The sequence below is a fragment of the Rhizobium mayense genome (genome assembly GCF_030272705.1).
Taxonomy (GTDB): Bacteria; Pseudomonadota; Alphaproteobacteria; order Rhizobiales; family Rhizobiaceae; genus Rhizobium; species Rhizobium mayense.
In genome coordinates, this window is sequence record NZ_JARFYM010000001.1 from 28,089 (window position 1) to 48,429 (window position 20,341).

Consider the following 20,341-nt stretch of genomic DNA (forward strand, 5'->3'; position numbering starts at 1 on the left):
AAGCCGGAATCGTAAGATTTTGAAAGAGAACGATTTTCATTCACGATAGCTCATGCGCATTTAGGAATGAGCCGCCGCCACCAGCTTTGAAAGATCGCGCAGCGTATCGAGCATCGAAATGTCGAAATCCGCGGTCGCCAGATCGAGGCCGTAATCCTGTTCAAGTGCGACGATCAGTTCTGTGGCCGCCAGCGAATCGAGACGGCCGGCTGTGAAGAGCGGTTCGGTATCGGAAAACGGGTTGCGGTCGCCGCGGGCGGCAAGCAGGTCGCCGACCGTGGCGCGCAACTTATCGATCACCATGATGGTCATCGCATCACTCCAAACAGGCTGAAAAAGAAGGCGATGCGATCGTGCATCGTGAAGAGTTCCGGCGTCTCGTTGAAGACGGCGATGAGGCAGAAGAACAGGCCGACGCCGATGCGCGGCAAGACCTCGTAGCGCAGGAAGCCGTCTTCCGGATTTGGCTTGCGGCCTCGCAACTGCGACATGATCAGTCCGCCGGCAAGCAACAGCGAATAGACCGCATAGCTTTCGAAATGCTGCATGGCGCCGAGCAGGCCATAGTCGAGCGTCAGATTGAGGTTCCAGGTAAAATGGAAAAGCACATTGCCGAAGGATGCGGCACAGAGCGTGGCGAAGGCAACGCGTAGCTTCGGCCGCTTCTTGAAATAGCGCAGGAACGCCGGAAAGAAGAAGAAATCGACGAGCAGTTCCTTGAAATAGAAGTAATAGCGGTTCCAGAACTCGGCTAGCGTCCGGGAGGAGAGGGGACGGACGGTATTGCGCGGAATGGCATAGCCCGCCATGCGCACGATCGCCACGACAACATGGCTCCAGCCGGCAATGAAAGCGATATCGAGCAGATAATGGACGGCCAGCGCCGCCCATGCCTCGTAGACTGGAACCGGCGTACCGGCGGCATGGAGTTCCATGGCGCGATGCAAGGTCGGCAAGCCGGCATAGCCATTGATCAGCTTCGTCAGCGCCAGGTAGAGGCCGGTGAGCACCACGCCCCAGACAACCAGTTTGAGCGCCTTCAATCGCGTGACGGCAAGGCTGGTTTCATCCTTGGCCTCGAATTTCTTCAGGTAGGCCGCGCCTTTGCCCGTCGGCAACGGCGGGCCCTCCCAGAAGGGGTGAAACAGGCCGAGCCGAATACCATTGCGGGTCGGGTCATTCGCTTTCTGATCTGCCAGGGCATAGGCCAAAAACCAGAATCCGGAGGCGAAAGCGGCCAGGAAGGTCCAGAGGAACGCCAGCGGCAGCGCCGGCAGTAGGCCGGAAACGGCAATCAACACAAGGAACCAGAAGAGGATGACCATGGATAGCAGTGGGCGCTTCGCCGCGAGCGTCTCACGGTAGCGGCCTTGCAGGTAAAGGGCGATCCATGCGGTGATCATGAACAAGGCAGTCGCGCCCCAGGCCAGGATTTTCGGATTGGTGCCGGTCAGGCCAAGGCGCCCGATAACCGCAGGGGGGATTTCAGCCAATTCAAAGGCGTGAAATGGCCGGATGACCAGGAACACCAGGGTGGAGGCCGCGATGACGAGAGCGCGCTTCGAGGGGAAGATGGCGCAGCCAATCAGCCCGGCGATCGCTATCGCGGCCGTGCCAAAGCCGATGTCCAGGCCGGCGAGAAGAAGGACGGCGAAGAAGGCAGCGTGGATAATCACAGAACCGCGAACCGTGCCGGCGAAACGGATCACGTCCGGGTTCTTGTCCATCTGCAGCCATGCGCGACGCCAGTCGAGCAGTCTGGTGAGAAGAGAGGGGCGGATGATGGCACCGGAAAGAGTGCTGTCGGTCATAGAGTCTTCTCCGTGACAGCAACGGTTCCTGCGTCGAGGCGTGTCACGAGCGCATTGCGATCCACCTTGCCGTTGCCGTTCAGCGGGAGGTCGTCGACGCGATGGATGGCGCTTGGAACCATATAGGAGGGCAGCCGCTGGCGAAGATCGTCCTTGATCGTGTCTGCATCGAGTGCCGAGTCCGATACAAATCCGACGATGCCTTTCGCGGAACCATCCGACAGCGGCCAGGCGATGGCGGCAACTTGGTCCGATCTGGATGCCGCGCGCAGATGCATTTCGATCTCTTCCAGTTCGACGCGATTGCCGAGGACCTTGACCTGGTTGTCCAGGCGCCCGAGGTGATGGAAAGTGCCGTCCTCGTCCTCAACGCCGAGATCGCCGGTCAGATACCAGCGTTCGCCGTCGATGAGGGGAAAACGTTCTGCCGTCAGTTCCGGCTGAGCGAAATAGCCTTTGGCAAGCTGAGAGCCGGAAAGGGCAACCTCGCCGGGACTGCCTGGCGGCAGCGGCCGCAATGCCGGATCGATGATTCGTGCCGCCATGCCGGGATAAGCCCTGCCTATCGCGACGATCTCGCGGTTCGCCGTTATGGCGATGGGTTCGATGACGGGTTGCCGCAGGCAGGCGATCGTCGCCTCGGTCGGCCCATAGATATTTTCTATCCGGCTGTTCGGCGCGGCTTTCGCCCAGGCGCGGGCCGCGCCCGCCGGCAGCGCCTCGCCGCAGAAGAAGGACAGGCGCAGGCTCGGCAGCGTATCTGCTTCCAGCGTCCGGTTCTGCCGCATCATGGCGATGATCGAGGGTACCGAAAGCCAACTTGTGATCGCCCGATCGCGGATGAAGCGGGCGGGGGCAACCATCTGCAGAGGGTTCATCACATGCAGGGAAGCGCCGGCATGCCACGTCAGGAACATGTTATGGACGGACAGGTCGAAGGTGATGTCACAGGTTTCCGCCGTCCGGTCTTCCGGCGTTAGGCCAAACCAATCCTGCATGACCTTGAGATAATGGTTGACCGCGCTGGACGGCACCATGACGCCTTTGGGAATGCCGGTCGTTCCGGAGGTGAATTCGATATAGGAGAGATGATCGCCGGTGATATCGGTGGGTTTGTCGGGGCCAAGGTTATCCAGCGTCGAGAACGATTTGATGCGGGCTGAAGGAACACCCTGAACATCATCGCCGACAAGGACGGTGCGGGGTGCCGCGGCCAATACCTCCGGCGTCAGAAGTGCGGCGCCGCGCGCATCGGCGATTAGCGCATCGAGGTCCAGCGTCGAAAAGAGATGAATGAGCCGCGCTGGCGGAAGCTTCAGGTTGAGAGGAACATAGGTGCCTCCGGACCATGCGGTGCCGAGAATTCCAGCGCAGGCGGCAAGGCTGCGAGATGCGAGAACCCCGATTCGCCGAGTTCTTGCCACCGTTTGCAGACAGCCAGCGATGCGGCCTGACAAGGCCGCAAGTTCACGATAGCTGAACTCGCTTCCATTGACGGAGAGCGCCAGAGCATCAGGTCTTTCGAGACTGTGCCGGTAAAGCGGCAAGGCAATATTTTCGGTCATAGCAATCGCGGCCCCTCGCTGGGGACCTCCACATTCGCAATGCGCGCAGTTTTCGCGAAAAGCCCTGCGATGCAACGCTTTTCAGCCATCATGGTTACCATGGGAGGGGCAGAGAATTAACGCTCACGCAATTGTGAGTCAGTGGTTCAAATGAGGACGCCAAAGCCTGCGGTTCAGTGGCAATATCTGAACTCGCCGTGCCGTTTCAGCACGTCCAAATGGAAATGCGTCTCGTGCGCGGCGTCGCTCTCCGGGTCCAGTACAGTTGTGAAATAGAGACAGGCGGAGGCGCTGGCCGTGCGCTGGAATGCGCCCGTTAGCGTCGGGTCTTCACGGCGGGGTTCGATGCCGACAGTCTTGCCGTTTTCGAAGGTGAAGCTGGCGACGTCGATGGCATTGCCGCGGGCATGTTCCGAGATCTTGCCGGTGGTGGCGTTGTTGCGGAGGCGGCAGACATAGGTTGAAGCCTGGTTGATCGCGGTGATCTGACCGTTCTCCTTCAGTGCCGTTTCGGCAGCGGGGATAACGCTTTCCTTCATCCAATGGGCAAGCGCCAGCGCGGTCTCGCATCGTACCGTGCCTTCAGGATTCATCTTGATGCCCGGCAATGGTTCGGAGAGGGCAATCGGTTTATCGATGCCGCAGCCATTGCCGTCATCGATGCGGGGAATATCCTTGAACACCGCACCCATGGCGCTCAGCTTACCAATGCAGGCCTGATGCTCCTCGTCCGATTCCGCTGCGATGGTCAGCGGCGGCTTGGGCGGCCCCTGCATTTCCCCGACAGGCGGTTCGGTCTCCGGAACCTTTGGCTGCCCTTCCGGAGCTGTTGGTTTTGGTGTCGGTATCGGCGGTTCGGCGGCCGGCTGGGTCTGCTCGCTATCTGGCTTGGGTTGTGGCATCGGGCCGGTCTTAGGGAGGGAGGCTGCCGTCAGCATGGCGACAGCGGTCGTGACGGAGATGATCCGGAAAAGCATCAAGTATTTCACCCACTTCTAATGGCAACGCCGGGAGAACGCTCGATGCAGCGATTTCGTTGCAATTCAGCAACTTTATCGGTCTGCCTTTAAACATGATAATTTTATTCATGTTTATATCGACTGGATATATTGACAATAATAGTCATGTTTTTTATGCGGCAGAAAGAAGGCGGAAATTGCTCCGCTTCGTTCAACGAAATGAACCCAGCCAGCCCCTTGCGTGCGTCAGAAGGCACCAACCAGCCAGCCCGGTGAAGCAATTCGAAAGGAATGGTTATGGTTGTCCGGCGATCCCGCTCGGTTCTCTTGGCGTGCACCGCGTTTCTGGCCCTTGGGGTTGGCACGGCGTCTTACGCGCAGACGGCAAATCAGAATGATGCGACCGCAGACAAAGCGGCGCCGAAAAGCGACCGCGTAACGGAGCTGAAGCCGATCGTCGTCAGCGGAAAAGCATCGAAGGATATTCTTGCCGACTCGCCGACGACCACCGAGACAACGGCCAAGGAGATCGACGACAATCAGATCACCCGCATCGAAGACCTTGGCCGCAGCACTGAAGTCGGCGTTGGCTTCGACCGGACCAGCGGCAGCGTCAATATTCGTGGTCTCGAAGACGACCGCGTGCTGACGACCATCGACGGCATCCAGATCCCGTTCATACTCGACGGCGCTCGCGATGCGGACGGCGGCGTCAACAGCTTCGACTTCAACACGCTTTCGACAGTCGATATCGTGCGCGGCTCCGATTCCAGCCGGGCCGGCTCCGGTGCTTTGGGCGGCGCCTTCGTGCTGCGCACGCTGGAGCCGGAAGACCTGATCGGACCCAATGCGACCTGGGGCGGGGTCTTCAAGCTCGGCTATAATGGCGACGACCGCAGCATCGGCGGCTCGGCCGCCGTCGCCAAGCGCATCGAGAATACCGCTGTCCTTTTCGAAGCGGGATATACGCACGGACATGAGCTGCAAAACAACGGCGACGTCGGCGGCTATTCCACCAAGCGCACCGAAGCCGATCCGGCCGACTACAACCAGCGCAACGGCCTCTTCAAGATCCGCCAATACACCGATGTCGGCACCTTCGGCGTCACGGCGGAGCATTTCAGCAAGGATACGGATACCGATTGGCGCAGCAAGCAGAGCCCGACGGGCAATTTCCGCCCCGGCCACTACGATGAGACCGATGGTATCGAACGCGACCGCCTGTCGCTCGACTATAAATACGAAGCCGACAGCGCCGACTCGCCGATCGACAACGCCAATGCGGTCTTCTATTGGCAGAACCTCCTGCGCGAAAACGGCGCCGAGGGCTATCGCTATACCTCGGTCATCGGCGACTATTGGCGCCGCAACGAGGTCGAGGATCGCAGTATCGGCTTCAACGGCAATGCGTCGAAGTCCTTCGACAGCGGCAACCTGCATCACAACGTCACCTTCGGCCTCGACGTCGCCTTTACCAAGACGCATCAATATTCGGCCGGCGGCGATAGCTGCAATCTTCCCCGCTGGGCCGCTACTTGCGCCTTCCTGCACACCAACCAGTCTGATATGCCTGATGTCGATGGCAAGCGTGTCGGCGCCTTCATCGACGACAAGATCGAGATCGGCTCCAGCGGCTTCGCCTTGACGCCCGGGCTGCGCTTCGACTGGTACGATTATTCGCCAAAGAATACTGATGCCTATCGCGACAGCGCCAACTATACCGGCCTGCCGTCCGGCCAGTCCGACACGCGCTTTTCGCCGAAGCTGCGTGCCTCCTATGAGCCGCAGCAGAATGTCGAGTTCTATGCACAATGGGCGATGGGCTTCCGCGCACCTAATGTCAGCGAACTTTATCTGAACTACGGCGTGCCCGGCGGCTATGTCAGCTATGGCAATCCCGACCTGAAGCCGGAAACCAGCAACGGCGTGGAAATCGGCGCGAACCTCGGCGACGACGATTTCGGCGGTCATATCGGCGCCTTCTACAACAAATACAAAAACTTCATCGACAGCGAGAATTCCGTTGATCCGACAGGTACTTATCCGCTCGGAATCACGGAATACTTCAATCGCGCCAACGTCCGCATCTTCGGCCTCGAGGTTAATGCCCACAAGACGTTCGACAACGGCATCCACGTCAAGGGCGCGCTCGCTTATGCCAACGGCAAGGACTCCGACACCGGCGAATGGCTCGACTCCGTCGCCCCGGCAAAGGCTGCCTTCACGGTCGGCTATGCCACTGAAATCTGGGGTACGGATCTGACCTTCATCACCGCGACGAGCGAGCCGAAGAAGGATGGCGACAGCTTCCGCACGCCGGGCTACGGCATCTTCGATCTGACGGCATGGTGGGAGCCGGAGCAGGTGAAAGGCTTGTCGCTGCGGGCAGGGGTCTACAACATCTTCAACAAGACCTATTACGACGCACTCAACGTTGCCTCGACCAGTCTGACCCAGCCGCACGAATTCTATTCAGAGCCGGGCCGGACCTTCAAACTGACGCTGACGCAGAAATTCTGAGCAATCTTATTGCATGCAGCAAACTGGGCGGTGCTTCGGCATCGCCCTTTTTTCTTTGTGGTCCTATCGCGCCAAGAGCGAGGTAAGCCCGCATTTCCCGAAACATTGTCTCCTTCAGCGTTCAATGCTATCAACGCGGTGCAACCTAATGAGAAAGGAGGGCCGAAGATGATCACGTTTGTCTGGCGCAATCGCCAGTTCGGCCCGAACCAAGCCCTGCAAATGCGTTTGCAGGGCTGATCAGAGGCTGTCACTCACTCACCGTCTTTCTGGTCTGCCCCTGTGGGTAATGCAGCGCCGAACCTTTGTGTTCGCGCGGCTGCATCATGACAATTTACCGAGCAACGGCCGGATATACGGCCGGTAACATCCGCATCGTGTGGCGATAAGGCGCTTTCGATCGATGCCGGTGTTTGCTTGAGTCAGACCGGAAGAAGACCATGACTCTGATCAATCTCCGCAATTTCGGCATCACCCTGGGTGTGCCGCTTATTTCCAATCTCAATTTCACCGTTGCCGCAGGCGATCGCATCGGCATCGTTGCCGCAAATGGTCGTGGGAAATCCACTCTTCTAAATTGCATCGCCGGCAGGCTGGAACCGACAATGGGAGACATTACCCGCTCGCGCGGGCTGCGGGTCGGCTACGTCGAACAGGATGTGCCCGCCGATCTGGCGGATGTATCCTTTTACGATGCGGTTCTGCGCGCTCTGCCGGCGGAACAGGCCGAAAGTGAGGGGTGGCGGGTGGACGTCACGCTGGATTCGCTCGACGTGCCGCAGGCGCTGCGGGAGAGGGCGCTTGCTGAGCTCAGCGGCGGCTGGCAGCGACTTGCCATGCTTGCGCGTGTCTGGGTGACAGAGCCCGACATGCTGTTGCTGGACGAGCCGACCAACCATCTCGATCTCGCCAAGATTGCGCTGCTCGAAGATTGGTTGAACGCTCTGCCGCGCGATGTGCCGGTTCTGATATCCAGCCATGATCGCGCCTTTCTCGATGCCGTCACCAACCGCACACTGTTCCTGCGGCAGGAGCAATCGCAAAGCTATTCCCTGCCGTACAGCCGGGCGCGGGCGGCGCTGGACGAGGCGGATGCTTCGGATGAGCGGCGCTACCAGAAGGATATGAAGACGGCGCAGCAACTGCGCAAACAGGCCGCCAAGCTCAACAATCTCGGCATCAATTCCGGCAGCGACTTGTTGACGGTCAAGACGAAGCAGCTCAAGGCTCGAGCCGAGAAGCTGGAGGATACGGCCCGGCCGAGCTACCAGGAGCGTTCATCGGGCGCGATCAAGCTCGCCGTTCGCGGCATTCAGGCCAAGATATTGGTGACGCTGGAGGACGCTTCCGTCGAGACGCCGGATGGCGCGCTGCTGTTCAAGACCGGCAAGCGCTGGATCTGCCAGGGCGACCGCATCGTGCTGCTCGGCCAGAACGGTGCAGGCAAGACCCGGCTGGTCGAGATGATCCGCAACGCCATTGTCGATCAGGCGAACGTGGCGGCGATCAGGGCGACACCGTCGCTGGCGCTCGGCTATAGCGACCAGGCGCTCTCCCATCTCGGCCATGACGATACCCCTCGCGGCGTCATCACGCGGCTGTTCGAACTCGGCGAACAACGGGCGCGCACGCTGCTTGCTGGCGCCGGCATGGGCATCGATATGCAGGGCCGCGCTATCGGCAAGCTTTCGGGAGGCCAGAAGGCGCGATTGTCCATGCTGGTGCTGCGATTGACCAACCCCAACTTCTACCTGCTGGACGAGCCGACCAATCATCTGGATATCGATGGGCAGGAGGCGCTGGAAGGGGAGCTCCTGGCGCGGGAGGCAAGTTGTTTGCTTGTATCCCACGACCGCAGCTTCGTCCGCGCCATCGGCAATCGCTTCTGGCTGATCGGGAAGAAGCGGCTGATCGAAGTGGACGGGCCGGAGGCGTTTTTTGCGGCGGCTGGGCGGCACAGTTAAAAGGCGAGGGCAGAGGCGAACGTCGTTTCTGCCCGTCCCCCGAGATTGCGGCTTGCGCATCACCGCATCTCACGCTAACAATTCGCTCCATGAACATGTCCTTGAACAACATTGCTGTTTGGTGGTGGGCACGCTGAGGCGGCCTCGACCAATCGTGTTCAAAGACGACGAGTGAGCCGCCCGAGATTTCGAGGCGGCTTTTTTGTTATAAAGGCCGCCTGTCATCCGGGCCCGACAACGGAGTGAGGAACAATGGTAACGATCCTTCGGGATGATGGTGCGGAAATCTACGAGACGAGGGGCGGGATCACCGTGACCCGACAACGCAGGCCGACGCCTTATGCGGATGCGGTTTCGTCCTATATCGACAAGCTCGACGAGCGCCGCGGCGCGGTGTTTTCGTCGAACTACGAATATCCCGGCCGCTATACCCGCTGGGATACCGCCATCGTCGATCCGCCGCTTGGTCTGTCCTGCTTCGGGCGTAATGTCTGGATCGAAGCCTATAACGAGCGCGGAGAGGTTATTCTCGGCTTCATCACCGAAAAACTGAAGACAGTGTCGGATTTGGCGCTTGCCGCATCGACAGCCCGCCGGCTCGACCTGACGGTGAAGACGCCGGATCGGGTCTTTACCGAAGAAGAGCGATCGAAGACGCCGACCGTGTTCACCGTTTTGCGCGCCGTGACCGATCTCTTCTATTCGCAGGCCGATGCCAGCATCGGCTTCTATGGTGCCTTCGGCTACGATCTCGCCTTTCAGTTCGACGCCATCAATCTCAAGCTCGAGCGTCCCGCTGATCAGCGCGACATGGTGCTTTATCTGCCGGATGAAATCCTGGTGGTCGACAACTACTCCGCCAAGGCCTGGATCGATCGTTACGATTTCGCCAAGGGCGGCGTCTCGACCGAAGGCAAGTCCGGCGATATCGCCGCCGAACCCTTCCGCCACACCGATGCCATTCCGCCAAAAAGCGATCATCGCCCCGGCGAATATGCCGAACTGGTGGTCAAGGCCAAAGAGAGTTTCCGCAAGGGCGACCTCTTCGAAGTCGTGCCCGGGCAAAAATTCATGGAGCGCTGCGAGAGCAGGCCGTCCGATATTTCCAAGCGGCTGAAGGCGATCAATCCGTCGCCCTATTCCTTCTTCATCAATCTCGGCAACCAGGAATATCTGGTCGGCGCTTCGCCGGAGATGTTCGTCCGCGTTTCCGGCCGCCGCATCGAAACCTGCCCGATTTCGGGAACGATCAAGCGCGGTGACGATCCGATCGCCGACAGCGAGCAGATCCTGAAATTGCTGAATTCCAAGAAGGACGAGTCGGAGCTGACTATGTGTTCCGATGTCGACCGTAACGACAAGAGCCGCGTCTGCGAGCCGGGCTCGGTGAAGGTCATCGGCCGCCGGCAAATCGAAATGTATTCGCGGTTGATCCATACAGTCGACCATATCGAGGGCCGCCTGCGCGACGACATGGACGCCTTTGACGGCTTCCTGAGCCATGCATGGGCCGTCACCGTCACCGGCGCGCCGAAGCTATGGGCGATGCGCTTCATCGAGAGCAACGAGAAGAGCCCGCGCGCCTGGTATGGCGGGGCGATCGGCATGGTCGGCTTCAACGGCGACATGAACACCGGACTGACGCTACGCACCGTGCGTATCAAGGACGGCATTGCCGAGGTGCGGGCCGGTGCTACATTGTTGAACGACTCGGTCCCAGAGGATGAAGAAGCCGAAACCGAACTGAAGGCCTCCGCCATGTTGTCCGCTATCCGTGATGCCAAGGCTGCGAATTCCGGCAAGCAGCAGCGTGATGTTGCCTCCGTCGGCAAGGGCGTAAAAATCCTGCTGGTCGACCATGAAGACAGCTTCGTGCATACGCTGGCGAATTATTTCCGCCAGACGGGTGCGACGGTCTCGACCGTGCGCACGCCCGTACCGGAAGAGGTTTTCGATAGGCTAGACCCGGATCTGGTGGTGCTTTCGCCCGGACCTGGCAATCCCAAGGATTTCGACTGCAAGGCGACGATCAAGAAGGCGAGGGCTCGCGACCTCCCGATCTTCGGCGTCTGCCTCGGTCTGCAGGCGTTGGCCGAAGCCTATGGCGGCGAGCTTCGTCACCTGGCGCTGCCGATGCACGGCAAGCCCTCGCGCATCCGCGTGCTGGAGCCCGGCTTGGTCTTCTCCGGCCTCGGCCGCGAAGTCACGGTCGGCCGCTATCACTCGATCTTCGCCGATCCCTCGACCCTGCCGCGCGATTTCATGATCACGGCGGAAAGCGAGGACGGCACGATCATGGGGATCGAGCACGTCAAGGAACCTATCGCAGCCGTTCAGTTCCACCCGGAATCGATCATGACGCTTGGCGGCGACGCTGGCATGCGGATGATCGAGAATGTCGTGGCGCATCTGGCGCGCAAGGTGAAAACCAAGGCTGCGTGACAGCGCCGCTTCGCTGATGGATATCCATGGAACGCTGGGTCGCCAAATTGGCGGGATCTAGCGTTCCTTGCCGTCCGTCTGCCAGCCTTCCTGGAAAATCAGTTCGTCGAGCGGCAGGCGGTCCCGCCATCCCTTCACCGCAAGTTCGGGCATGTCATAGAGTTCGTCAACATAACCGACGCATAGCCATGCGACGATTTTGACGTGCTCCGGTATGTTCAGGATCGCCTTGATGGCATCCTCGTGAAAAATGCTCACCCAGCCGACGCCGACACCCTCTGCGCGGGCTGCGAGCCAGAGATTTTGAACGGCGCAGACCGTCGAATAGACGTCCGTCGCGGGATTGTGCGTCCGCCCAAGCACGACAGGCCCGCCGCGCTGCGTATCGCAGGTAATGCAGATGCTGAGCGGCGCCTTGCGGATGCCTTCGAGCTTTAGCCGCTGATATTGCGCGCGTCGTCCTCCGTCGAACATCAGGGCGGCTTCTTCGTTCGCCTGGTTGAACGCCTGCCATACCCGGTCCCGCGTCTCGGCCTGCCTGACGAGGATAAAGTTCCATGGCTGCATGAAGCCCACGGACGGCGCGTGATGGGCAGCCTCAAGCAGCCGCCTGACAAGATCTTCGGGGAGTGGATCGGAGCGGAACTGATCGCGCACGTCGCGGCGCGTTTCGATGGCACGGTAGACCGCGGCGCGCTCCGTTTCCGAAAACGCACATGCCGCTATCAGATGGTCCGGCTCATTGGGCGATATGTCGGCGACCGAAGGGGCGTTGTGCGAATGAGCGGGATCATCAAGTGAGGGCATGTTCCACCATGGATTTAGAGGGAGCGGCGACGTTTCATTGGCGGCATGCCGTTCGCTGGCCGTTGCGGGTTGATGTATAGCTTAGTGCGCGGTTGCGCGGGAAGGTGCCGTTATGATTTTCACAGGCAAACATGGGATTCGTCCGCAACCGTCATCGAATATCTATCCAGGCCAATGTCGATCTTTGCGCGAGGCTGCACCGGCAGTCTCTCTGCTTTGTTTAACGGCTATATTTCGGATAAATTGTGATGCGCGAGATCCAGGTCGTCCTTTGACAAACGGCGCGTTCTGCATCATATGAGCCCCAATGAGCCGCCTGCGCGATTTTCGCGTGGGCGGTTTTGCATTTGAACGGCGCAGTTTTTGCAATTCACTCGCATAAGCGTGGCCGCATCCGCATTGGAGAAACGCATGAACGGACAGGGCAATCCGACTATAAGGCGACTGGCCCTTTGGGGCATTCCGATATCGCTCGGCGTCATGGGGCTGAAGATGCTCGCCTGGTGGGTGACAGGCTCGGTCGCGCTGTTGTCGGACGGTCTCGAATCCCTCGTCAATGTCGTGGCCGCCTTCATCGCCTTCTTCGCCATCCGCTATGCGCAGAAGCCGGCGGATCACGATCATCCCTTCGGCCACCATAAGGCTGAATATCTCTCGGCTGTCACCGAAGGTGCGATGATCATCGTTGCGGCGCTGATGATCGTGCAGGAAGCGGTAGGACACCTGAGCAATCCGCAGCCGATGCAGGCGCCCGTTCTCGGTCTCGCCATCAACTTTGCTGCCGGCATCCTCAATGCCCTATGGGCGCTGACGCTGATCCGCGCTGGGCGCGAACACCGCTCGCCGGCGCTGACGGCGGATGGGCAGCACATCATGTCCGATGTCTATACCTCGGTCGGCGTGCTCATCGGCCTGTTGCTGGCGATCGGCACCGGCTTTCCGATCTTCGACCCGGTACTTGCCATTCTCGTCGCCATCAACATCCTCTATCAAGGCTGGAAGGTGACCTCCAATTCCATCGACGGGCTGATGGACAAAGCCGTCCTGCCGGAAGAGGAAGTGGTGATCAAGCAGGCGATCGCGACGCATGCGGAGGGTTCGCTCGGCGTGCACGATCTGAAGACGCGCCGGGCGGGCGCCGTCACCTTCGTCGATTTCCATCTCGTCGTGCCCGCGGCGATGGCGGTTCGCGAGGCGCATCGCATCTGCGATCGCCTTGAAGACGCCATACGGGCGATCCATGCCGGCGCGGAAATAACCATTCACGTGGAGCCCGAGGGCGAGAAGGCCCATGGCATCCGCGTCAAGGTGATCAAGGAGAATTAAGATGCCTAAAACCGATGTTTCCGGCCTGTCGATGCTCGGCAGCCAGACAGAAACGGCGGCGAACCCCGAGGCCGCCATTCTGGAAAAAGTGCCGTCCGGCCATGCCGGCACGGATTATGTCGTGCGCTTCACGGCGCCGGAGTTCACCTCGCTTTGCCCGATGACCGGGCAGCCGGACTTTGCCCACATCGTGATCGATTATGTTCCGAACGAATGGCTGGTGGAATCGAAGTCGCTGAAACTCTTCCTGCATTCCTTCCGCAACCACGGCGCCTTCCATGAGGATTGCTCAATCTACATCGCCAAGCGGTTGGTCGAACTGCTGGAGCCGAAATGGCTCAGGATCGGCGCCTACTGGTATCCCCGTGGCGGCATCCCGATCGATGTCTTTTGGCAGACGGGCAAGCCGCCCGAGGGCGTTTGGCTGCCGGATCAGGGCGTACAGCCCTATCGCGGGCGTGGCTAAAATTGAAAAAGCCGCCATCCCACGGGGAGGCGGCTGTTCGCAATCAGATAAGATCCGTATTAGGCGAACGAGCTGTCGTCGCCGCCATTGTCGGACGAATCATCGTAGTCGTCGTCCTGATCGTCCGAGGCATAGTCGACATTGCCCTGATCATTATCGTTCTGATCGTTGTTGTCGTCGTTGCCGAAATAATTGTTGTTGATGATGGTTTCCTGAACAGGCTGTTCGGCAGCGTTGGCCGAACCGCCGAAGAGGCCGCCAAGGCCACCGCCGCCGGTGCCGCCGAGATGGGGACTGAACAGACTAGAGAGCGATTCTGCCAGCATTACGCCGCCGGCAACGCCGGCTGCCGTGCCGAGGGCGCCCCGCAGAAAGCTGCCGCCCGCCGAGGGAGCCGCGGCCTGCTGGCTCCAGGGGCCCGTCGGCTGTTGCTGGCCGCCCCACGGGCCTTGCTGCGGCGGGGCGTTGCGGGCGTAATCGTCATAGAGACGGCCCTGCTGCTGCGGGTTGCCAGCTTGAGGTGCCGGGCCACGCTGCGGCTGTTGCTGGCCGCCGAAGAGCGAGCCGAGACCGCCGAGGAAGCCGCCGCTCTGGGCTTGCGGCTGATTGCCGGCGCCTTGCTGTTCCAATTCGCGCACGCGGGCTTCGAGCTGCTGGATGCGGTCGGCCGCAGCCTTCATGCCTTGTTCCTGTATGAGCACGGCTTGGGCGAGGAAATAGGGCGCGTAGGGCTGCTCGCGAACCGACTGGGTGATGAAGGCTTCGGCATCGGTATCGCGCTGGGTGCTGCCCGTAGCGCGGACGCGATCGAAGAGGGACGCAAGCATTTGACGTTCTTCAGGCGACATGATGGCCTCCTTGGCTATCTGTTGCTGCAAATTCCGGGCGCGATTCGCACCGCGCCTAACTGAGGTAAGACGGAATTTCGGCTTTTCAAAGCCTCCTCCTCTTACATTTCGGTAATCCGCAACCATAACGCCATGCAATGCCGAGCTATTGGCGCCTTGCCTTTTTCCGGCATTGTTTTACGCATTGAGTCGCACTATGTGCGGTAAGACACATCTGCTGGAGACTTGCGAATGAACGACGAAGACGAACAGGAAGAGAAGACGAAAGAGCTGCCCTTGGGCAAGGACGCGGAGGCGAATCTTTTCAAATCGCGTTCGATCTTCATCTATGGCGGCATTACGCAGGAACTGGCGCAGAAGGTCTGCTCGCAGCTCGTGGCACTCGCGGCGGCCAGCGATGAAGACATTCGCATCTATGTGAATTCGCCCGGTGGCCACGTCGAATCCGGCGATTCCATTCACGACATGATCAAGTTCATCAAGCCGAAGGTCTGGATGATCGGCTCCGGCTGGGTCGCGTCCGCGGGCGCGTTGATCTATGTCGCCGCTCCGAAAGAGCGCCGCATCTGCTTGCCCAACACCCGCTTCCTGCTGCACCAACCGTCCGGCGGCACGCGCGGCATGGCCTCCGACATCGAAATTCAGGCGCGCGAGATCATCAAGATGAACGAGCGCCTGAACAAGATTTTCTCGGAAGCCACCGGCCAGCCGGTCGAGCGCATCGCCAAGGATACCGACCGCGACTACTGGCTGTCGGCCGAGGAAGCCAAGGCCTACGGCCTAGTCTCGCGGATCGTAAGGTCGCAGGCCGAAATCTGATTTAGCGGCGTTTAATAAGTCGAAGCGCCCTCGTTTGCCGGAAAGGCGGGCGAGGGCGCTTTTGCATTTTGGTAGCTTGCTGCTGCAGGGCGACTTCTTAATCCTCGTCGCGGGGTGTCAGAGGCGCGCCGGGGACATACAGCGAAATCGGCCTGATTTCGTAGACTGCCGTCGGATTGGCGCGACGGAGGTCGCGCGCTGCCGCAACCGCTCCTTCGAGCGTTGGAAAATCCACGACATAGAAGCCCAGCAACTGCTCCTTGGTTTCAGCAAAGGGGCCGTCGATGATCATGCCGTCACCCTTTCCTCGCAGCGTCACGGCGCGTTGCGTGGAGCCGAGCCGAGCGGCTGGTCCCAAAGACTTCTCCCGAACAAGGCGGTCATTGATCTCAAGAAGCTCAGTCATCAATGCCGCATCCTCTTCTTTCGTCCAGGATTCGACCACTTCCTCTTCGTGATAGGCCAGGATGGCGTAATACATAGAACGTTCCTTCCTTATATATCTATCAGTTTTAGCCGGCCGAGCTTCATTCGGCATACCCAGGAGCCCAGGCCTATGGGCTGAAATTCAGAAAACTATTGGACGCACATGACACATGTTTGTTGGCTTTTGTGCAACCCCGTCCAATCCTTTCCACAATCAATCAGAGTACGGCTCGGTTCTTTCGTGAAACTGCACTTGCACGACCGCCGCTTGTGATGCTCCATGCGCGTTCCGCCGCTCCCACGAGTTTCCAGCCGCCGTCATGCTCAAAGATTTTTCCGTTCAAAGCCTGTTTATGGGCTGCCTCACCGCCTTTGTCGGCTTTGCCAGTTCCTTTGCCGTCGTGCTGCACGGTCTGCAGGCGGTCGGTGCGACGGATGCGCAGGCCGCATCCGCGCTGACGGTCCTGTCGGTTTCGATGGGGCTTTGCGCCATCGTGCTCAGCACCGCGACGAAGCTGCCCGTCAGTATCGCCTGGTCGACGCCGGGGGCGGCATTGCTTGCCAGTGCGGGCGCCGTCGAGGGTGGATTTCCGGTGGCGGTCGGCGCGTTTCTCGTCTGTGCGGCGCTGATTGTGATTGCCGGCCTGTTCCGGCCGCTTGGACGCGCGGTTGCAGCGATCCCGGCGCCACTTGCCAATGCGATGCTCGCCGGCGTGTTGCTTGGACTTTGTTTCGCGCCGGTCAAGGCGATCGGCTTCAATCCGTTACTTGGCCTGCCCATCGTCATCGCCTGGATCGTGGTCGGAGCGTTCAAACGGCTCTGGGCCGTGCCGGCCGCGCTTGCCGCCTTTGTGCTGGTGCTGGCGCTCGGCGTGAAGGTGCCCGATGGAGCGCTGGCGTCGCTCGGGCATTCGCTGCTGCCGAGGGTCGAACTGGTCAACCCGGTCTTCACCGTTGCCGGCCTCGTCTCCATCGCGCTGCCGCTATTCATCGTCACCATGGCGTCGCAGAATATTCCGGGCATCGCGGTGCTGAAGGTGCATGACTACGATCCGAGACCAGGCCCGCTCTTTGCCGTCACGGGGCTGTTTTCATTGATGAGTGCGCCGTTCGGCGGCCACGCGGTCAACCTTGCTGCGATCACCGCCGCCATGTGCGCGGGGCAGGATGCACATTCCGATCCGAAGCGGCGCTATTGGGCGGCAATCATTGCCGGTGTCGTTTACGTCATCCTTGGGCTGCTCGCCGGAGCAGTCACCGCTTTCGTCGCCCTGGCGCCGCCGATCCTGATCGAAGCCGTCGCCGGACTTGCGCTGGTCGGCGCACTCTCCAACTCGGCCTTGAACGCTTTTCAAAAGGCAGAATCGCGCGAGGCAGCCGCGATCACCTTCCTCGTCACGGCATCGGGCGTTTCCTTCGCCGGTATTTCCGGCGCATTCTGGGGCCTTATTGCCGGCGGGTTGATGATGGCGTTGTCATATGGGGTGCAACGGCTGAAGGCATGAGCAAGGGGTTGCTTCTTCTCTGTCGCGCGGCTATAAGCGCCACTATGAAGGCGACTGGCGCAAAGATTTCCGAACAGATTGCACGTGGGCGCGTTGCCCTGCGTGACAATACGCGCGCCCTTACTTCGCTTCTTCTTCTCGGCCTTACGCGCGGTTGCCGGGTCCTTTGAGGAGCGCTCGGCGGCCGTAGAGCCCGCCCGGCCATCGCTCCTCGCGACATATCCCCAAAATCGACAGGATACCCCTAGCGGGTCCGTATTTGTCATCGCCAAGCCGCGCACGATCGGTTAAGACGCGGGACAAATGACGGGAAAGGAAGAGACGAAACATGGACGCGAACAGCCATTCCCCCAAAGGCATGCCCGAAGCTTCGGTGAAATACCGGGCTTACCCACAGATCAACATCCCCGACCGAACCTGGCCTTCGAAGACCATCACCAAGGCGCCGATCTGGTGCTCCGTCGACTTGCGTGACGGCAATCAGGCTCTGGTCGATCCGATGGGCCACGACCGCAAGGAGCGTATGTTCCAACTGTTGCTGGACATGGGTTTCAAGGAAATCGAGATCGGCTTCCCCTCCGCGTCGCAGACCGATTTCGATTTTGCCCGGTGGTGTATCGAGCATGGCAATGTGCCGGCCGATGTGTCGCTGCAGGTGCTGGTACAGTGCCGGCCGGAGCTGATCACCCGCACCTTCGAGGCACTCGATGGCGCCAACAAGCCGATCGTGCATTTCTACAATTCCACCAGTGAATTGCAGCGCCGCGTGGTGTTCGCCAAGGATGTGCAGGGCATCAAGGAGATCGCCGTCGACGCGGCCAAGATGATCACCGACATGGCGGCCAAGGCGGGCGGCGGCTATCGCTTCGAATATTCGCCGGAGAGCTTTACCGGCACCGAGCTGGACGTGGCGCTGGAAATCTGCAACGCCGTTATCGAAGTGGTGAAGCCGACGCCGGACAACAAGTTGATCATCAACCTGCCGTCGACAGTCGAAATGGCGACGCCGAACATTTATGCCGACCAGATCGAATGGATGTGCCGGAACCTCGACAACAGGGAAAACCTGATCATCTCATTGCATCCGCACAATGACCGTGGCACCGGTATCGCCGCTGCCGAACTGGCCCTGATGGCCGGCGCCGACCGCGTCGAAGGCACGTTGTTCGGCAACGGCGAGCGCACCGGCAATGTCGATGTCGTCACCATGGCGCTGAACATGTTCACCCAAGGCATCGATCCCGAGCTCGATTGCTCGAACATCGAGCGGATGAAGGAAGTCTTCGAATATTCCAACCAGATGGCGATCGGCGAACGCCATCCTTACGTCGGCGAACTGGTCTACACAGCCTTCTCCGGCTCGCATCAAGATGCGATCAACAAGGGCATGAAAGCGGCGAAGGTCGCCAATCATCCGGTCTGGGAAGTGCCGTATCTGCCGATCGATCCGCAGGATGTCGGCCGCACCTACGAGGCGATCATCCGCATCAACTCGCAGTCGGGCAAGGGCGGGATCGCCTATATCATGCAGCAGGATTACGGGCTCAACCTGCCGCGCAATCTCCAGGTGGAGTATCGCGAGGAGATCCAGCGCATCACCGATGAAGAAGGCAAGGAACTGCCGTCGCGGCGGATCTACGAGCATTTCATCGAGCGTTACGTGACCCAGACCGGCGCTCGCATCCGCTTTGTCGACCACCACACCTTTGCCGATCCCCAGTATAAGGGGCAACGGGTCGTGGCCGCAGAGATCACCGATAATGGCGAGGTGAAGCGTATCGAAGGGCGTGGCAACGGCCCGATCGACGGCTTCATCAATGCGCTCTCGATCTATCTCGGCATTCCGATGTCGGTCGAAGATTATTCCGAGCATTCGCTGCAGCATGGCTCCAACGCCTCGGCAATCTCCTATGTCGAGACCTCCTATCCCGGCGGCAAGCTTTTCGGTGCCGGGATCAACACCAACATCGTTGCCGCCTCTCTCGAAGCGATCGTCTCGGCGGCGAACCGCGTGCTCGATATCCAGGCGAAGAAGGGCTGAATTTCAGCCGTTACGGTCCCGCGAAGACAAAATCCCTTCGATGCGATCGAGGGGATTTTTCGTTTTTGGAGCGGTTCAACTTTCCGCGGAAACGCTGAATCGCTGCGTAGTATGTAGTAGTGCCCCAATGGCGGCCGTCGGCCCAACGCAGACCTAATGTTTTAGCATTAAGCGAGCTCCGCGCGGAACTCACCGCACCTTTCTTTATAGCTCTGGGCGGAGAAAAAATCGCTGCCCACAACGAACGTATCAGCCCCCGCATCTGCAATTGCGCGAATGTTTGAAACCTTGACACCGCCATCAACCTGGATGCGGACATCGAGGCCTCGGTTATCGATTAGCCGCTTCGCTCTCTCGATCTTTGGCAAAGCGGCGGGGATGAGCGACTGCCCTCCGAAGCCAGGGTTTATCGTCATGACAAGCAGCATGTCGATGTCATCCAACACGAATTCGATGGCGTCCAGTGGCGTGGCAATGTTGACCGCCAGACCAACTTCGCATCCCGACGCCCGTATCTTAGTAAGTGCCCTTTGGACATGGTGCGTTGCCTCGAAATGGATAGTAATGCTGTTCGCGCCAGCTGCTACACAGTCTCCAACCAGACGATCTACGTCGGTTGTCATCAGATGCACATCCACGAACCCTGAGAAACCATCGTCTCTCAGAGATTTCAGCACGGGCGCGCCGAACGTCAGATTGGGTACAAAGGCGTTGTCCATGACATCGAAGTGAATGAAATCGCCTCCCGCGTCTATGGCGGCGTGGCATTCTTCAGAAAGTCTGGCTAGGTTACAGGCGAGTATCGAGGGAGCGATACGGGCAGGGATTTTCATAAGGCATTC

16 protein-coding genes are annotated in these 20,341 nt (G+C 59.9%); 8 read left to right on the forward strand and 8 right to left on the reverse strand.

Annotated features, from left to right (window positions below):
* Positions 1 to 60: 60 nt before the first annotated feature.
* The 4 genes from PY649_RS00155 to PY649_RS00170 all read right to left on the reverse strand — a co-directional run bounded on the left by PY649_RS00155 (position 61) and on the right by PY649_RS00170 (position 4,353).
* Positions 61 to 312 carry an acyl carrier protein gene (locus PY649_RS00155; RefSeq protein WP_285866053.1) on the reverse strand — a complete coding sequence of 84 codons (252 nt, stop codon included), beginning with the start codon at positions 310 to 312 and terminating at the stop codon, positions 61 to 63.
* A complete protein-coding gene (locus PY649_RS00160) occupies positions 309 to 1,811 on the reverse strand; it encodes a hypothetical protein (protein ID WP_285866054.1) in 1,503 nt (500 codons plus the stop codon). Before PY649_RS00160 ends, PY649_RS00155 begins: the two co-directional genes overlap by 4 nt.
* On the reverse strand, positions 1,808 to 3,376 hold the full coding sequence (locus PY649_RS00165; RefSeq protein ID WP_285866055.1) for an amino acid adenylation domain-containing protein: 1,569 nt from the start codon (positions 3,374 to 3,376) through the stop codon (positions 1,808 to 1,810). Before PY649_RS00165 ends, PY649_RS00160 begins: the two co-directional genes overlap by 4 nt.
* 173 nt (positions 3,377 to 3,549) lie before the next feature.
* Positions 3,550 to 4,353, reverse strand: coding sequence for an extensin-like domain-containing protein (locus PY649_RS00170; protein WP_285866056.1), 804 nt, complete (start codon positions 4,351 to 4,353; stop codon positions 3,550 to 3,552).
* A gap of 279 nt (positions 4,354 to 4,632) precedes the next feature.
* Between PY649_RS00170 and PY649_RS00175 the strand changes: the two genes are divergently transcribed.
* The 3 genes from PY649_RS00175 to PY649_RS00185 all read left to right on the forward strand — a co-directional run bounded on the left by PY649_RS00175 (position 4,633) and on the right by PY649_RS00185 (position 11,261).
* Positions 4,633 to 6,855, forward strand: a complete 2,223-nt coding sequence (locus tag PY649_RS00175; RefSeq protein WP_285866057.1) for a TonB-dependent hemoglobin/transferrin/lactoferrin family receptor — start codon at positions 4,633 to 4,635, stop codon at positions 6,853 to 6,855.
* 440 nt (positions 6,856 to 7,295) lie between these two features.
* Complete coding sequence (locus PY649_RS00180; protein WP_285866058.1) at positions 7,296 to 8,819, forward strand: ABC-F family ATP-binding cassette domain-containing protein; 1,524 nt, start codon at positions 7,296 to 7,298, stop codon at positions 8,817 to 8,819.
* 252 nt (positions 8,820 to 9,071) lie between these two features.
* Complete coding sequence (locus PY649_RS00185) at positions 9,072 to 11,261, forward strand: anthranilate synthase (protein WP_285866059.1); 2,190 nt, start codon at positions 9,072 to 9,074, stop codon at positions 11,259 to 11,261.
* 57 nt (positions 11,262 to 11,318) lie between these two features.
* On the opposite strand, the gene bluB is transcribed toward PY649_RS00185, so the two are convergent.
* A complete protein-coding gene (gene bluB / locus PY649_RS00190; protein ID WP_285866060.1) occupies positions 11,319 to 12,068 on the reverse strand; it encodes a 5,6-dimethylbenzimidazole synthase in 750 nt (249 codons plus the stop codon).
* 411 nt (positions 12,069 to 12,479) lie between these two features.
* Between bluB and PY649_RS00195 the strand changes: the two genes are divergently transcribed.
* Together PY649_RS00195 and queF are read left to right on the forward strand one after the other, a co-directional pair.
* Positions 12,480 to 13,394: a cation diffusion facilitator family transporter gene (locus PY649_RS00195; RefSeq protein WP_285866061.1), complete on the forward strand. Its 915-nt coding sequence runs from the start codon at positions 12,480 to 12,482 to the stop codon at positions 13,392 to 13,394.
* A gap of 1 nt (position 13,395) precedes the next feature.
* Positions 13,396 to 13,860, forward strand: coding sequence for a preQ(1) synthase (gene queF / locus PY649_RS00200; RefSeq protein ID WP_285866062.1), 465 nt, complete (start codon positions 13,396 to 13,398; stop codon positions 13,858 to 13,860).
* A 59-nt stretch (positions 13,861 to 13,919) separates the two neighbouring features.
* On the opposite strand, the gene PY649_RS00205 is transcribed toward queF, so the two are convergent.
* The gene (locus PY649_RS00205) at positions 13,920 to 14,708 is read right to left on the reverse strand and encodes a DUF2076 domain-containing protein (RefSeq protein WP_285866063.1); all 789 of its coding nucleotides are present in this window, start codon (positions 14,706 to 14,708) and stop codon (positions 13,920 to 13,922) included.
* Positions 14,709 to 14,939: 231 nt separating this feature from the next.
* On the opposite strand from PY649_RS00205, the gene PY649_RS00210 reads away from it, so the two are divergent.
* Positions 14,940 to 15,527, forward strand: coding sequence for an ATP-dependent Clp protease proteolytic subunit (locus PY649_RS00210; protein ID WP_285866064.1), 588 nt, complete (start codon positions 14,940 to 14,942; stop codon positions 15,525 to 15,527).
* Positions 15,528 to 15,624: 97 nt separating this feature from the next.
* On the opposite strand, the gene PY649_RS00215 is transcribed toward PY649_RS00210, so the two are convergent.
* The gene (locus PY649_RS00215; protein ID WP_285866065.1) at positions 15,625 to 16,008 is read right to left on the reverse strand and encodes a YciI family protein; all 384 of its coding nucleotides are present in this window, start codon (positions 16,006 to 16,008) and stop codon (positions 15,625 to 15,627) included.
* 265 nt (positions 16,009 to 16,273) lie between these two features.
* Between PY649_RS00215 and PY649_RS00220 the strand changes: the two genes are divergently transcribed.
* Together PY649_RS00220 and leuA are read left to right on the forward strand one after the other, a co-directional pair.
* A complete protein-coding gene (locus tag PY649_RS00220) occupies positions 16,274 to 17,458 on the forward strand; it encodes a benzoate/H(+) symporter BenE family transporter (RefSeq protein ID WP_285866066.1) in 1,185 nt (394 codons plus the stop codon).
* Positions 17,459 to 17,786: 328 nt separating this feature from the next.
* On the forward strand, positions 17,787 to 19,499 hold the full coding sequence (gene leuA / locus PY649_RS00225; protein WP_285866067.1) for a 2-isopropylmalate synthase: 1,713 nt from the start codon (positions 17,787 to 17,789) through the stop codon (positions 19,497 to 19,499).
* Positions 19,500 to 19,666: 167 nt separating this feature from the next.
* Here leuA and rpe read toward each other — a convergent pair whose 3' ends face one another.
* On the reverse strand, positions 19,667 to 20,332 hold the full coding sequence (rpe, locus tag PY649_RS00230) for a ribulose-phosphate 3-epimerase (RefSeq protein ID WP_285866068.1): 666 nt from the start codon (positions 20,330 to 20,332) through the stop codon (positions 19,667 to 19,669).
* Positions 20,333 to 20,341: the final 9 nt, after the last annotated feature.